Annotated in this window: 12 protein-coding genes; all 12 read left to right on the forward strand. The window is 56.0% G+C overall.

The window, feature by feature from the left end; translation table 11 throughout:
- The first annotated feature begins 63 nt into the window (after positions 1-63).
- The 12 genes from AC1RMF_RS02280 to thrS all read left to right on the forward strand — a co-directional run bounded on the left by AC1RMF_RS02280 (position 64) and on the right by thrS (position 15,940).
- On the forward strand, positions 64-1,512 hold the full coding sequence (locus AC1RMF_RS02280) for an aspartate aminotransferase family protein (RefSeq protein ID WP_493139205.1): 1,449 nt from the start codon (positions 64-66) through the stop codon (positions 1,510-1,512).
- A 148-nt stretch (positions 1,513-1,660) separates the two neighbouring features.
- The gene (locus AC1RMF_RS02285; protein ID WP_342617782.1) at positions 1,661-2,725 is read left to right on the forward strand and encodes a polyamine ABC transporter substrate-binding protein; all 1,065 of its coding nucleotides are present in this window, start codon (positions 1,661-1,663) and stop codon (positions 2,723-2,725) included.
- 41 nt (positions 2,726-2,766) lie between these two features.
- Positions 2,767-3,921, forward strand: coding sequence for an ABC transporter ATP-binding protein (locus AC1RMF_RS02290; RefSeq protein WP_493139208.1), 1,155 nt, complete (start codon positions 2,767-2,769; stop codon positions 3,919-3,921).
- A gap of 5 nt (positions 3,922-3,926) precedes the next feature.
- Positions 3,927-4,853 carry an ABC transporter permease gene (locus AC1RMF_RS02295; RefSeq protein WP_342617780.1) on the forward strand — a complete coding sequence of 309 codons (927 nt, stop codon included), beginning with the start codon at positions 3,927-3,929 and terminating at the stop codon, positions 4,851-4,853.
- Positions 4,850-5,692 (forward strand): ABC transporter permease, encoded by an 843-nt coding sequence (locus tag AC1RMF_RS02300; protein ID WP_342617779.1) that lies wholly within the window; start codon positions 4,850-4,852, stop codon positions 5,690-5,692. The genes AC1RMF_RS02295 and AC1RMF_RS02300 overlap by 4 nt, the downstream gene beginning before the upstream one ends.
- A 61-nt stretch (positions 5,693-5,753) precedes the next feature.
- Positions 5,754-7,079 (forward strand): DUF3138 family protein, encoded by a 1,326-nt coding sequence (locus AC1RMF_RS02305; protein WP_342617778.1) that lies wholly within the window; start codon positions 5,754-5,756, stop codon positions 7,077-7,079.
- A 146-nt stretch (positions 7,080-7,225) separates the two neighbouring features.
- Positions 7,226-8,713, forward strand: coding sequence for an aldehyde dehydrogenase (locus AC1RMF_RS02310; protein ID WP_342617777.1), 1,488 nt, complete (start codon positions 7,226-7,228; stop codon positions 8,711-8,713).
- 59 nt (positions 8,714-8,772) lie between these two features.
- Entirely contained in the window at positions 8,773-10,077 is a 1,305-nt protein-coding gene (gabT, locus tag AC1RMF_RS02315) for a 4-aminobutyrate--2-oxoglutarate transaminase (protein WP_342617776.1), read from the forward strand.
- 11 nt (positions 10,078-10,088) lie between these two features.
- Positions 10,089-11,420, forward strand: a complete 1,332-nt coding sequence (gene glnT / locus AC1RMF_RS02320) for a type III glutamate--ammonia ligase (protein ID WP_493139212.1) — start codon at positions 10,089-10,091, stop codon at positions 11,418-11,420.
- 282 nt (positions 11,421-11,702) lie between these two features.
- On the forward strand, positions 11,703-13,022 hold the full coding sequence (gene aceA / locus AC1RMF_RS02325; protein WP_342617773.1) for an isocitrate lyase: 1,320 nt from the start codon (positions 11,703-11,705) through the stop codon (positions 13,020-13,022).
- Positions 13,023-13,126: 104 nt separating this feature from the next.
- Positions 13,127-13,747, forward strand: coding sequence for a 2'-5' RNA ligase family protein (locus AC1RMF_RS02330; RefSeq protein WP_493139215.1), 621 nt, complete (start codon positions 13,127-13,129; stop codon positions 13,745-13,747).
- A gap of 279 nt (positions 13,748-14,026) precedes the next feature.
- Positions 14,027-15,940 carry a threonine--tRNA ligase gene (gene thrS / locus AC1RMF_RS02335; protein WP_493139920.1) on the forward strand — a complete coding sequence of 638 codons (1,914 nt, stop codon included), beginning with the start codon at positions 14,027-14,029 and terminating at the stop codon, positions 15,938-15,940.
- Positions 15,941-16,000 lie beyond the last annotated feature (60 nt).

Raw genomic sequence — 16,000 nt, forward strand, 5'->3', positions numbered from 1 at the left:
CGCACCCTGTATTCATACCCAACCCGTACCAGCTCGCTGGTCGCGCTATCGAGAGGATTTTTTATGAGCAAGAACGCGTTTGCGCCGGTGATTGCACCCCCGGCCATTGTCAGCAAGGCACAGGCGGTGGACACCAAGGCCATTCAGGCTTTGGATAGTGCCCACTACATTCACTCGTTTACGGACCATGGCGATCTGGCCACGCGCGGTTCGCGCGTCATGACCCATGCAGACGGAATTTATGTCTGGGATTCCGAGGGCAAAAAAGTACTCGATGGCATGAGCGGTCTGTGGTGCGTCAATGCGGGCTACGGCCGCAAGGAATTGGCCGATGCGGCCTATCAGCAGATGATGACGCTGCCTTACTACAACAGCTTCTTCCAGACCACCAACGTGCCCGCTACCAAGCTGGCCGCCAAGCTGGCCTCATTGGCTCCGGATGTGGGAGATCGCAGCTTCAACCATGTGTTCTATTCGAGCAGCGGCAGTGAAAGCAATGACACCAACGTGCGCATGGTGCGTCGTTACTGGGATCTGATGGGACAGCCGCAGCGCAAGGTCATTATCGGACGCCACAACGGTTACCACGGCAGCACGATGGCGGGCGCATCGCTGGGCGGCATGAGTGGCATGCATGCGCAGGGCGATTTGCCAATCCCCAACATCACCCATATCGAGCAACCGTACTATCTCGAAAACGCTTTGCCGGACGAGAGTGAGGCTGATTTCGGTGTGCGTGCTGCGGGTTGGCTGGAAGCCAAGATTCTTGAAATCGGTGCGGACAAGGTCGCCGCGTTTATTGGTGAACCGGTGCAAGGTGCTGGCGGCGTCATCATTCCTCCCGCCACCTACTGGCCCGAGATTCAACGCATCGTCGACAAATACGGAATCCTGCTGATCAGCGACGAGGTGATTTGCGCATTTGGTCGTCTGGGTCACTGGTTTGCCTACGAAAAATTTGGCTACAAACCCGACCTGGTAACTTTCGCCAAGGGCGTGACCAGCGGCTACATCCCGTTGGGCGGTGTGATGGTCGGCAACCGTGTTGCCTCTGTGTTGATAGAGAAGGGCGGGGAGTTCAACCACGGCTATACCTACAGCGGCCATCCGGTGGCCTGTGCAGTGGCTCTGGCCAATCTGGAGCTGATGGAGCGCGAGAACCTGGTGGGTCGTGTGAAAGACGACATCGGCCCGTACCTGGCCAAGCGCTTTACAGAACTTAACAATCACCCGCTGGTGGGGCGTGCGGAAACCTGCGGATTTACGGCGGGTTTGTTGCTGGTCAAGAACAAGAAAACCATGGAGCGTTTCAACGGTGACTTAAGCGTTGGCATGGTGTGCCGCGGACACTGTTTCTCCAATGGATTGATCATGCGCGCCGTTGGAGACCGCATGATCATTGCCCCTCCGTTGACCATGACCCACGCTCAGATTGATGAACTGATCGATTTGATAGTGAAGTGCCTTGATTTGACTTATGCCGACGTACAGAAAAATGGTTGGTTGGCATAGGGATTGCATGTAGCATTTTGGTGCCTCTACAGTATTAATATCGTTTAGCGTTTCACACTCTATAAACCCCAGGAGCTTCAAATTGATTAAATTTTCCAGCACGAAATTGGTTAGCAAACTTCTTGGAGGACTGGCAGTGGCGGGCCTCATGACCTTCGCAGCCGGGTCTGCCATGGCAGATGAGGAAAAGGTTCTAAACATCTACAACTGGTCGGACTACATCGCTGACGACACCATCGCCAACTTTGAAAAAGAGACTGGCATCAAGGTTCGCTACGACACCTATGACAACAACGAAATCCTGCACGCCAAGCTGGTGGCAGGCAAGACGGGATACGACATCGTTGTGCCTTCTTCCACCTTTGCTCCTCTGCAAATCGGTGGAGGATTGCTGGCTAAGCTCGACAAGAGCCTTTTGCCCAACCTGAAGAACTATGACCCCGCTGTGCAGGCACAGATTGCCACCATCGATCCGGGCAATGAACACCTGGTGAACTGGCTATGGGGTTACACCACCATCGGCATCAACACCGCCAAGGTGAAGGCCGCATTGGGTGCTGAACCCATGCCCGACAATGTGTGGGAACTGTTCTTCAATCCCAAGTACATCAGCAAGCTCAAGAGCTGTGGCGTGTCCGTTCTGGATGCAGGCAGCGAAGTGCTGCCCGCTGCGCTGCATTACCTGCACAAGGACCCCTTCAGCAAGAACCCCGCTGATTACCAGGAAGCGTCCGCTTTGCTCAAGGCAGTGCGTCCCTATGTGACCCTGTTCAGTTCGTCGGGTTACATCAACGACATGGCCAGTGGCTCCATTTGCATGTCCTTGGGCTGGAACGGCGATATCAACATCGCCCGCGCCCGTGCGATTGAAGGCAAGACCGGCCAGGACATCAAGGCACTGGTGCCCAAGGATGGTGCAATCTTGTTCTTCGACATGATGGCCATTCCCGCGGATGCAGCACATCCCAAGAATGCGCACCTTTTTATGAACTACATCATGCGTCCGGACGTGCAGGCAGCCATCACCAACAAGGTGAAGTACGCCAACATCAACCTGGCGTCCAAGAAACTGATCAATCCCGATATTGCCAACAATCCGTCGTCCTATCCGACCGCGGCTGAAATGGCAACCATGATCCCTCCCAAGGCTTTGACCAATGACATTCGCCGCCTTGAAAGCCGTGCCCACACGGCCTTCAAGACCGGTCTGTAATCCGAGTCTTGTATAGAAAAATAACTAATTAGGAAACATCTGTGGCGACCAATTCGAATCCAACTCCTAGCGCGGCGAAGACCGGCGGGAAGCCATTTCTGCAAATCAATCGCATCGTCAAGAAATTTGACGACGTGTTTGCTGTGGATGAAGTCTCATTGGATATCCAGCAGGGTGAAATCTTTGCGCTGCTGGGTTCTTCCGGTTGCGGCAAGTCCACGCTTTTGCGGATGCTGGCGGGATTCGAAACCCCCACTTCCGGCCAGATTCTGCTGGCCGGTCAGGACATCGTGGGGTTGGCACCTTACGAGCGTCCAATCAACATGATGTTCCAAAGTTATGCCCTGTTTCCGCACTTGACGGTATGGGACAACATTGCCTTTGGCCTGCACCGCGACGGCATGCCCAAGGATCAGATTGCAGAGCGGGTCGGACAGATGCTGGATCTGGTGCAGCTCAAGCAGTACGCCAAACGCAAGCCGCATCAGTTGTCCGGTGGACAGCAGCAACGTGTTGCCTTGGCACGCAGTCTGGCCAAACGACCCAAACTCCTGTTGCTGGATGAGCCGTTGGGCGCGTTGGATGCCAAGCTGCGCCAGCGCACGCAACTTGAACTCGTGGACATCATTGAGCAAGTGGGGGTGACCTGTGTCATGGTGACCCATGACCAGGAAGAAGCCATGACCATGGCCACCCGCATTGGCGTCATGAGTGAGGGCAAGATCCTGCAGATTGGCGCGCCGGCCGATATCTACGAAACACCCAATTGCCTGTTTGTTGCCGACTTCATCGGAAGTGTCAACATCTTCAAGGGCTCGGTGGAGGCAGATGCGCCAGACCACGTGATCGTGGCCTCACCCGAATGCAAGCATTACGTGAGCCACGGTATCACCGGGACAGAAGGCATGGAGGTCAGCATTGCTGTGCGGCCCGAAAAGATGTCCATTCAATCGACTCCGCCAGAAGACAGCGCACGCGAATCGCTGGCCGAAGTCGGCTACAACGTGGTGCAAGGAGTAATTGACGACTTGGCCTATCTAGGTAGTTTGACGACGTACCACGTCAAGCTGGAGAACGGCGCCATAGTGAAAGTAACACACACCAACGCGGCCCGCCATGGTGAAACACAGCTCACCTGGGGTGACAAGGTGTATGTGTGGTGGTGTGGCAGTGATGTCGTGGTCTTGACGCAGTAATTCCCATGGCCACCGCTGCACTCAAAAACCATTCTCTGCACGCCAAGCTGACTGGCGCCTGGGGGCGTACCGCCGTAATCGGCGTGCCCATGGTGTTTCTGCTTGTCGTCTTCCTGCTGCCGTTTCTGGTGGTGTTCAAGATCAGCCTGTCCGAAATGGACGCGGTGTTCTTCAAGGAAATTCTCACTTGGCGTGATGATGTGATCGTGCTTTCAATCAAGTACGGGAACTACATCAGCCTGACGCAGGACTCGCTGTATTTCAATGCCTACTTCAGCTCGCTGAAAATTGCAGCCATCACCACGGTGATCTGCCTGTTCATCGCCTATCCGTTTGCCTATTTCATGGCGCGTAGCCCGGCAGACAGAAGGCCTGCGCTGCTCATGCTGGTGATGTTGCCGTTCTGGACGTCCTTTCTGTTGCGCGTATATGCGTGGAAGATGCTGCTGGCTGACTCGGGTGTTTTCAACAACATGGCTATGGCGCTGGGGTTGATTTCCGAACCGGTCAAGATGATGAACACGCCGTTCTCCCTGGTGCTGGGCATGGTCTACACCTATGTACCGTTCATGATCCTGCCCTTGTATGCCAATCTGGTGAAGATGGACTTGCGTCTGCTGGAAGCTGCGCTGGATCTGGGTGCCACGCCTTGGCAAGCTTTCTGGCGCATCACGGTGCCCCTGTCCAAGAGCGGCATCATTGCCGGCTCCATGCTGGTGTTCATCCCCTGCGTCGGTGAGTTTGTGATTCCGGAATTGCTGGGTGGACCGGAGACCCTGATGATTGGTCATGTGCTGTGGGATGAATTCTTCAGCAACAACGACTGGCCCATGGCGGCGAGTGTAGCTGTGGTCATGGTAGGGCTGATCATCATTCCGTTGGCCTTGTTCAACAAATACCAGGCTGAAAGCACTTCGGGAGGTCGCGCATGAAATTCAATGCCGGAAAGCTGACCTCCAATATATGGATGGTGGCAGTCTTTGTGTTCCTGTACATGCCCATCCTCACGCTGATCGTCTTCAGCTTCAATGCCAGCCCCATGGTGACCAACTGGGGCGGATTCTCACTGCGCTGGTATTCGGCGCTGGTGGAAGATCGAGAGATCATCGATGGCTTCAAGCTGTCGTTGCGGATTGCCTTTTCCACTGGCTGTTCGTCTGTGATCCTAGGTACGCTGGCTGCGCTTACCTTGCACCGCTTCAAGCGTTTCCCTGGACGTACCTTGTTCGCTGGCATGGTGAATTCACCGCTGGTGATGCCGGAAGTGATCATCGGTTTGTCCTTGCTGCTCATGCTGGTGTCGGTGCAGCGCATCTTCGGTTTTCCCGAGCGCGGATTCAGCACCATCTGGCTGGGGCATACCTTGCTAGGCATGGCCTATGCGACCGTGATCGTTCTGTCCCGCTTGCAGGAGATGAGCCCGTCGCTGGAAGAAGCTGCGCAAGACCTGGGTGCAAGGCCTTTGCAGGTATTCTTCCTGGTGACCTTGCCTCTGATCTCGCAAGCGATTGCATCAGCATGGTTGCTGACCTTCACCTTGTCACTGGATGATGTGGTGATCTCGGCATTCCTGAACGGGCCCGGGTCCACCACCATGCCTATTACCATTTTCAGTCGAGCCCGCCTGGGCCTGAGTCCAAGTGTCAATACGGTAGCAACCCTGACGGTAGCAGTGGTAAGCATTGGGGTGTTCGCGGCAAGTATCCTTATGTCCAGAGCAGAGAAGAAGCGCGCACTGGAAATGGCTGCCGCCTACCGCAAGGTGGATTGATAGGTAGTCGGTTTCGGTGTGTATTTGTATATAAATGTCGAGTTCAAAACAGGAGTAAGAAATGAGCTTTCAAAGAAAACTGATAGTGGTTGCCTTGGCCAGTGCCATGCCTTGGATGAGTGCCCACGCACAATCCTCCGCAGACTTGATTAAGGAAATCGAGGCGCTGAAGGCTCAGCTGCAAGCCCTGACACAGAAGGTTGAGGCCATGAGTGCGCAGCCTGACACCACTGCGTTGGTGCAACAGGTCAATCGCATCGAGCAGAAGCAGGACTTGGCGGCCGATGATCAGGAGAAGTCTGGCTTCAAAGGTTTGAAGGTCAATGGGACGATTGAAGCTGCGTATAAATACGATGACCTCGGCAAGAACCACTCTTTCGGATCCTCAGCGGGGTATGGTGATGAATATGGCATGCTGCAGATTACCAAGGAGTCCCAGGATGGCGAGGGCGTGGATTGGACATTGCGTTTGCTGCCTGGCTCCACCTCTTACAACCAAGTTCATGAGGCATCCATCTCCATTCCTCTGACCAAAGAGCATCGCATCATTGGTGGCTTGATCCCTGACTTTCAGGGGTATGAGTTCTCCTTTGCCAATGCCAACGCCACACTGGGCAACCAGCTGATTACGCACAATGCCCTGTTCGACTTGGCAGGCGCTACCTCCTATACCGGCTTGGGTATGTCGCACACCTTTGTGAACGGTACCTATGCGTTGAAATGGGTCGTGGGTAATATCGATAGCAATCTAGACCCCCATAAAGATTCGAGCGGCAATGTGGTCGTTGCAACAAGTTCCTCCGCCAGTAGCAACGATACGAAGTCCGTCGGCTTTGCCGCGCGAGGAGACTGGTTCATTGACGAGTTCTCGTACATCGGTCTGTCAGTGGCACACGGTTCCAACAACCGCAACTTTGACATCGTGGCGATCGACGGTGGCTACACGCACGGCGACTGGATGTTCAATGGCCAATTGAGCACAGGTCAGCAACGTAATGCGGCAGCCAATGGTGATGACGCTACATGGACCGGTGTTTCTGCCTTGGTCGGTTACAAACTGACGCCCCGTCTGAATTTGCTGGCTCGGGCCGACTACTTTGATAACCGCAAGAATGGTGGTGGCACGTACGTTTACAACGGAGCTGGTGGTAGTGGATCTGTTGGCCTTGGCCCAGAGCTTGACTCCTCTGGTGCCATCATCGATCCCAACGTTGGTGCGAACCTCACGCGTGTTTCCCTCGGTACCAACTACCAAATCAATGCCAACACGCAGTGGAAGGTTGAATACCGTTTGGATCAATCCTCCGGATACAACTTCACCGATGTGGATGGCAATGTCAAGCAGACAAAGAATTTCTTTGGAACATCGTTCGTGGTGTCCTTCTAAGACTGCCCTGTTTACCTAACCCACCCAGACGGGGTCGCAGCAATGCGGCCCCGTTTGCATTTGTGGCTTCCATTGGTGCCACTTTTTGAACATTTGAAGAATCCAGTTTGGCAGCGAGACAAGCCGCAAAGCAAGAGAGCAACTCCATGACTAACCCCCAAGCAATCATCCCCAAGACATTCGATGGCCGTGCCCTGATCAATGGCAAGCGCACCAACGCCGTGGACGGCCAGTTGTTCGACTGTATTTCTCCTGTTGATGGACGGATATTGACGCAGGTTGCGCGTTGCGGCGCGGCCGATATCGATGCCGCGGTAGGTGCGGCGCGTGCAGCCTTTGAAGATCGGCGCTGGAGTGGCATGGCCCCTGCCCAGCGTAAACGGGTGATGATCCGTTTTGCCGAACTGATCCAGCAGCATGGCGATGAGTTGGCCATTACTGAAACCTTGGACATGGGCAAGCCGGTGAAGTACGCCCGCGCTGTGGATGTCAACAGCGCTGCCAATTGCATTCGCTGGTATGGCGAAGCAGTGGACAAGATTTATGACGAGATTGCCCCCACGCCTGCCACTGCGCTGGCCCTCATCACACGGGAGCCCGTGGGCGTAGTGGGCGTCATCGTTCCGTGGAACTACCCCATGATCATGACGGCGTGGAAGATTGCTCCTGCGCTGGCCAGTGGCAATTCGGTGGTTCTCAAGCCCAGCGAGAAGTCACCCTTGACTGCTCTGCGCCTGGCGGAGCTGGCACTCGAAGCCGGGATCCCGGACGGGGTCTTCAATGTGGTCACCGGTTACGGACCGGAAGCCGGTTCGCCATTGGCTCTGCATATGGACGTGGATTGCATTGCGTTTACCGGCTCCACCCGCGTGGGCAAGCAAATCCATGTGATGGCGGGGCAGAGCAACCTCAAGCGCGCGTGGACCGAGCTGGGCGGCAAGTCGCCCAATATCGTGTTTGCCGATTGCCCCGATCTGGACCGCGCAGTAGCCGCGGCGGTTGGCAGCATCTTTTTCAACCAGGGCGAAAGCTGTAATGCGCCTTCGCGCTTGTTTGTGGAGGCCAGTATCAAGGAGCGGTTTCTGGAAAAGGCTCTCGCCCTGGTGCCGGGCTACGCGCCCGCCAATCCGACACTGCCAGGCACCGTTATGGGCGCCGTAGTGGACCAGCTGCAGATGAAGACGGTTCTGGGATACATCGAAAGCGGGAAAGCCGAAGGCGCCAAGCTCATTGCCGGTGGCGAGCAGGCATTGGCGGAGACGGGTGGCTGCTACGTGCAGCCCACCATATTTGACGGCGTGAAGCCTGAAATGAAGATTGCCCGTGAGGAAATCTTCGGGCCGGTGCTTTCCGTGCTGTCGTTCACCGATGCGGCCGATGTGGTGCGCCAGGCCAACGACAGCGTGTACGGCCTGCAAGCGGGTGTTTGGACTCGTGACATCAACAAGGCGCACGGCGTGGCGCGTGCTCTGCGTGCCGGTACCGTGCACGTGAACCAGTACGATGAAGACGATATCACTGTTCCCTTTGGGGGCTTCAAGCAGAGCGGGGTAGGGCGCGACAAATCGCTGCACGCCTTTGACAAATACACCGAAACCAAGACCACATGGATCCGCATCGATAGCCCGGTTTGACCGCGCGGCGATTGCACCTCACACTTACCTGTTACAGCATTTTCTCAAGGAGATTTCACATGAATGCAGCACTCAAACCTTCCGCTTTGGCTAGCGCCACTGCGGCCGGCACCAACGCCGAATGGCATGCCCGTCGTCTGGCTGCCACACCTCGCGGTGTGGCCGTGATGGGTGACTTCTTTATCGACCACGCCAAGAACGCCGAGTTCTGGGACATCGAAGGTCGTCGTTATATCGACTTTGCTGGCGGCATTGCAGTTCTCAACACCGGCCATGTGCATCCCAAGGTGCAAGCCGCCATTGCTGCACAACTGCAACGCTTTACCCACAGCTGCTACCAGGTTGTGCCGTATTCCGAATACGTGACTCTGGCAGAGCGCATCAACGCCATCGTTCCCATTGCCGGCGACCGCAAGACTGCGTTTTTCTCTACTGGCGCAGAAGCCGTGGAAAACGCGATCAAGATTGCACGGTCCTATACCAAGCGCAGCGGCGTGATTGCCTTTGGCGGTGCTTTCCACGGACGCAGCATGTTTGCGGTGGCCTTGACCGGCAAGGTCCAGCCCTACAAAGCCGGCTTTGGTCCCTTTGCCCCCGAGATTTACCACGCACCGTTCCCGGCTGAAGGTGCCAATCTGGAAGACACCAAGTACGCGGTGGAGCAGCTCTTCAAGTGCGACATCGATCCTGCGCGCGTTGCAGCCATCATCTTTGAACCAGTGCAAGGCGAGGGCGGCTTCAACCCGATCCAGGCCGAGGCCGTCAAATGGCTGCGCGAGCTGTGCGATCAGCATGGCATTTTGATGATTGCCGACGAAGTGCAAACCGGCTTTGCCCGTACCGGCAAGATGTTTGCCATGGAGCACTTCGGCGTATCTCCCGACATCATGACCATGGCCAAGAGCATGGCCGGTGGCACGACCTTGTCCGCCGTGGTGGGCCGGGCCGAAGTGATGGATGCGCCCAACCCTGGCGGTCTGGGCGGCACCTACGCAGGTCATCCGCTCGCGATTGCTGCGTCCCACGCTGTGCTGGACGTGATGGCCGAAGAGAAGTTGCCCGAGCGCGCCAACAAACTGGGTGCACAACTCAAGGTGCGCCTGCAAGCAGCCAAGGCCAAGAACCCATGCATGGGCGATATCCGCGCACTGGGCGCCATGGTGGCCTGCGAGTTTGTGAATCCGCAGACCGGAGCACCGGATGCAGACCTCACCAAGAAGCTGCAGCAGGCAGCGCTGAAAAAGGGCCTGTTGTTGCTCACCTGCGGTGTGTACGGCAACGTGATCCGCTTCCTGTTTCCGCTCACCATTGAAGACAGCGTGTTTGAAGAGGCGCTGCAGATCCTCGACCAAGTATTTGCCTGATTGGAAAGCCTATGAATCCGTATCAGCCGGTTATTGACAGCCTCAAGTCACAAGGCATCCATTCCATTCTCACCCAGTTTTGTGACATCCATGGGGTCGCCAAAGGCAAGCTGGTACCACTGGACAACCTGAAGGAGTGGGTCGAGCAGGGCGCGGGCTTTGCAGGCCCCAGCATTTGGGGTACGGGGCTGCCGCGCTTTGGCGCACGTAGCGAGTACTACGGCCGCGTGAACCTGGGGTCATTGCAGGCTCTACCCTTTATGCCTGGAGTGGCGCGGGCCGTTTGTGACGGATTCGCCGGGGGCGAACCGTTGGAAACCTGCTCACGTCAAATGCTTCAGTCCGTGTTGCAGCGCATAAGGGATCGAGGCTGGACCCTGTGGGTCGGCATCGAGCCGGAGTTCTTTCTGCTCAGGCGAGGAGCGGACGGACATTGGCAGGTGGCCGACGGACAGGACCAGCTAGACAAACCATCCTACGACCTCAAGGCGATTCATCGCAACGCAGGCTTTCTGGAAGACATGCGCAGCACCCTGGTGCAGCTGGGTTTTGAGCTGCAGCAGATCGACCATGAGGACGCGTGCGGCCAGTACGAGATCAATTACCGCTTTGACGACGCGTTGGCGGCTGCAGATCGCTACATGCTCTTCAAGATGACGGCGCATGCGGTGGCGCAAAAGCACGGCATGGTCTTCAGCAGCATGCCCAAACCCCTTGCAATGGCTCCTGGCAGCGGATTGCATTTCCATCTAAGCATTACCGATGCGCAAGGCAAGGCGATATTCACCGATGTGCGAGGTGCCGGTGGCCTGAGCGCGCAGGGACAACAATTTGCTGCCGGTTTGCTTCACCATGCCGATGCGCTCAGCGCACTTTGCGCACCCACAGTCAACAGTTACAAACGATTGGCCAGTAGCAGCAGTGCATCTGGCACGACATGGTCACCGGTCTGGAAGGCCTGGGGTGACAACAACCGTACCTGCGTGGTTCGCACCGTGGCCGGGCGGATCGAGTGGCGGCTGCCGGACCCCTCGTGCAATGTCTACGCGGCCATCGCCGCTACCTTGGCTGCTGGCGTAGATGGCATTGACCGCAATCTGCAGGCGCCGGCTCCGTGCGACGAAGATCTGTATGAGCGCCGCGCTAGCGGAAAGGACATGCCACCGCGTTTGCCGAGAAACCTGGAAGAGGCCATTACCTCACTGGATGCGGACAAGGCCTTGCGAGCCTTGGTGGGTGAAGCCTTTTGCCAGCAGTTCATCCAGCTCAAACGTGCCGAGTGGGATGCCTACAGTCAGCATGTGAGTGACTGGGAATTGGGGCGTTACGCAGACGCTTTCTAGCAGGGCTGAGCCTGGAAGCATCCAGGCTTTTATGTTGTGTTGCAACATTTTACATAATGAAATATTGGTTGATGTTTGTGTCAATCAATATTTTGTATTGTGGAAAATGCTTTCTACTCAATAAAACAAAGTGCCTAAGTAGTTGATTTAAAACGGAAAAATTTAAGTCTTATATAAGACATAAGATTGGTTTTAAGTCTTGTATAAGACTTAGAATTTGCCCATGGACAGCGAAAAATTCGCGAACAGTTCCACCGATTTAATCAACCTAGGAGTGTTTACATGCCTCAATCCCTGACAGAACAACTCAGCCGCGAACAACAGATTGCCGCCCTGGAAAAAGACTGGGCTACCAACCCCCGTTGGAAAGGCATCAAGCGCGGATACACCGCAGCCGACGTAGTGCGTCTGCGCGGATCATTCCAGGTCGAGCACACCCTGGCTCGCCGTGGCGCAGAAAAGCTGTGGAACTTGGTGAACAACGAGCCCTACGTCAACTGCCTGGGCGCACTGACGGGTGGCCAAGCCATGCAGCAAGTCAAGGCCGGTATCAAGGCCATCTACCTGTCTGGCTGGCAGGTTGCTGCAGACAACAACGAATATTCCGCCATGTACCCCGACCAGTCCCTGTACCCAGTGGACTCGGTGCCAAAGGTTGTGGAGCGGATCAACAACTCCTTCACCCGCGCCGACGAAATCCAGTGGTCCAAGGGTGTGAACCCCGGCGACGCGGGCTACATCGATTACCACGCGCCCATCGTGGCCGATGCCGAAGCCGGTTTTGGTGGCGTGCTCAACGCCTACGAACTGATGAAGGCCATGATCCGCGCCGGTGCCGGTGGCGTTCACTTTGAGGACCAGTTGGCTTCCGTGAAGAAGTGCGGTCACATGGGTGGCAAGGTGCTGGTTCCCACGACGGAGGCCGTGCAGAAGCTGATCGCTGCCCGTATGGCTGCCGACGTCTACGGCGTGCCCACGCTGGTGATTGCCCGTACCGACGCAGAAGCCGCAGACCTGCTGACCAGCGACTACGATGCCAATGACAAGCCTTTCCTGACCGGTGAGCGTACGGCTGAAGGCTTTTACAAGACCCGCAAGGGCCTGGACCAGGCGATCTCCCGCGCCGTGGCCTATGCAGACTATGCTGACCTAGTGTGGTGCGAAACCGGCACGCCTGATCTGGAATTTGCCAAGAAATTTGCGGACGCGGTGCATGCCAAGCACCCAGGCAAGATGCTGGCCTACAACTGCTCGCCGTCCTTCAACTGGAAGAAGAATCTGGACGACGCCACCATTGCCAAGTTCCAGAAGGAGCTGGGTGCCATGGGCTACAAGTACCAGTTCATTACGCTGGCCGGTATCCACAATATGTGGTACCACATGTTCGATTTGGCACAAGACTACGTCAAGCGCGGCATGTCCGCCTACGTGGAGAAGGTGCAAGAGCCGGAGTTCGCAGCACGTGATCGCGGCTACAGCTTCGTGTCGCACCAGCAGGAAGTGGGCACCGGTTATTTCGACGAGATCACCACCGTGATCCAGGGCGGCAAGTCCAGCGTGACTGCGCTGACAGGCTCCACCGAAGAAGAACAGTTCCACTGACCCTGGCAGTCGCCATCAAGGCCGGACCCCGCAAGGGGCTCCGGCTTTTTTTATTTCGTTTCGGGCTGAAATGGCCACAATTACAGGCGTGTGAAAGGACCAATATGTCCGAGCAACTGTCTTTGCCTGGTTTTGAGCCCGTGACCTCAAACTTCATCCGTCCGACCAATGTGCTGCGGCGTGTATGGCCGCGGCATAACGTATTTTTTGCATTGCTGCCCAGTGCCGAGGCGGGTGTTGAAATTGCGCGTGTAGCTGCGCAGTTGTCTCAGTCGCTCGGAATAGGAGGCAAGGCGGTATCGGTCGACCGTTTGCATATCTCCTTAAGGGGTGTTGGTGGCTACTTGGATGTGCCACCACCTGAAGTGGTACGGACGGCAAGGTTCATTGGTGATGCTGTGGCCGCATCGGCGGACGCATTCGATATTGTCTTTGATCACGTCATGAGCTTTCGCAATGCGGCGGCCTTTGTGCTTTGTGTGGGTGAGGGGCTGGAGGAGGTCAAAGCACTTCGCTTCCGATTGGGACTGGCAATTGCCAATGCTGGCGGACCGAACAAGGCAAACGCATTCTCTCCTCACATGACTTTGTCGTACCGGGGAAAGGTGGCGCAAACGCACGCTATCGCACCTATTCGTTGGACGGCAAGCACGCTTGCGCTCATTGACAGCCACGTTGGCGAATCGCACTACGAGGTGATGGGAAGTTGGTCTCTGAGGCGTTGAATCTCTGTGTGCGGATTCAATGATGGGGAATCTTCCTGGGTTTGCGTTCCTGGCGGAGTCATTCGAGCAGGGCAAGCGACTGCGGTTAAAATGGGCGACCCCAATTTATGTAAGAGCGAGAAAGGCACCTTGGTTATGACACCGCGAACTACACCGGCAGCCGATACCAGCATCTAAGGCCGTAGTCCGTGCGCCTTGGGCGCAGTCAGCTACCAACTTTCAGTCAAGCGCGGATTCCACCGCGCTTTTCTTTTTGCCCTCTCAACGCATTGCTTTTTTATGATTCAAATTACGCTCCCAGACGGTTCTCAACGTGAATTTTCAGGCCCAGTAACGGTGGCTGAGGTTGCTGCATCTATTGGAGCTGGACTGGCCAAGGCGGCGCTGGCTGGCAAAGTGGACGGCAAGGTTGTCGACACCAGCTTTCAGATGCAGTCCGACAGCAAGCTCTCCATCGTCACGGCCAAGGACGTTGACGGTCTGGAAGTCATTCGCCATAGCACGGCCCACTTGCTGGCGTATGCGGTCAAGGAGTTGTTCCCTGACGCGCAGGTCACCATTGGTCCCGTCATCGAAAATGGATTCTTCTACGACTTTTCGTACAAGCGCCCGTTCACCCCGGAAGACCTAGTCCTGATCGAGAAGAAGATGCTCGAACTGGCGAACAAGGATGAACCGGTGGTGCGTCGGGTGTTGCCGCGTGATGAAGCTGTGGCCTACTTCAAGAGCCTGCGTGAAAACTACAAGGCTGAGATCATTGCCAGCATTCCTAGCAATGAAGAGGTTTCCCTCTACCGTGAAGGCTCATTTGAGGATCTGTGCCGCGGCCCCCACGTACCTAGCACTGGCAAGCTCAAGCACTTCAAGCTCATGAAGTTGGCGGGAGCCTATTGGCGCGGGGACCACAAGAACGAGATGCTGCAGCGCATTTATGGCACCGCATGGGCTACTAAAGAGGAGCTTCAGCAATATCTGACCATGCTGGAGGAGGCGGAAAAGCGCGACCACCGCAAGCTGGGGCGCGAGCTGGATCTGTTCCATATTGACGACCATGCCCCCGGACTGGTGTTCTGGCATCCCAAGGGTTGGACTTTGTGGCAGCAGGTCGAGCAGTACATGCGTCAGGTCTACCGAGATAACGGGTACCAGGAAGTCAAGGGCCCTCAGCTTTTGGATAAGGGGCTGTGGGAGAAGACGGGTCACTGGGATAAGTACCGCGAGAATATGTTCATTACCGAGTCGGAAAAGCGCGAGTACGCGCTCAAGCCGATGAATTGCCCCGGGCATATCCTGATCTTCAAGCAGGGAATCAAGAGTTACCGCGATTTGCCTCTGCGCTACGGGGAGTTCGGCAACTGCCACCGTAACGAGCCGTCCGGAGGATTGCACGGCATCATGCGTGTGCGCGGTTTTACCCAGGACGATGGTCACATTTTCTGTACAGAGGACCAGATTCTTTCGGAGTGTGTGGCTTATACGACCCTGCTGCAAAAGGTGTACGCCGACTTTGGTTTCTCCAACATCATTTACAAGGTCGCGACGCGACCCGAAAAGCGTATCGGCTCCGATGAGAGTTGGGACAAGGCCGAGCATGCACTGATTGAGAGTCTGCGGGCCTCTGGCTGCGAATATGAGATCAGTGCTGGCGATGGCGCTTTCTATGGCCCCAAGATTGAATACACACTGAAAGATGCGTTAGGGCGCCAATGGCAGTGCGGCACCATGCAGGTAGATTTCTTCATGACCGAGCGTCTGGATGCGGAGTATGTGGCGGAAGATGGGGCCCGCCATCGTCCGGTCATGCTGCACCGCGCCATCGTCGGCAGCCTAGAGCGATTCATCGGAATTTTGATCGAAGAGAGCGCTGGTGCCTTGCCTGCCTGGCTGGCTCCGGTACAGGTTGCGGTGCTCAATATCACCGATTCTCAGGCGGAATATTGCAAAAACGTCGCAAAAACGTTGCAAAATCAAGGGCTTAGGGTCAAATTAGACCTGCGCAACGAGAAAATTACGCTTAAAATACGCGAGCATTCGATGCAAAAGCTGCCGTATCTGCTTGTTATTGGTGACAAAGAGATGGCAGCAGGCGCTGTTGCAGTGCGCGCCCGGGGTGGACAAGACCTCGGAGCAATGTCCCTTGATGCCTTTGTGCAAAAAATCCAGGCTGACATTGCGAGCAAGTCCTCGGTCTAAGGTCGTTTCCAAAGATGTCGGTTTGCCCGTGTGTGCTGTGCGGCATTCGCCACGTGTTGT

It is taken from the genome of Rhodoferax sp. GW822-FHT04A08 (genome assembly GCF_058801025.1).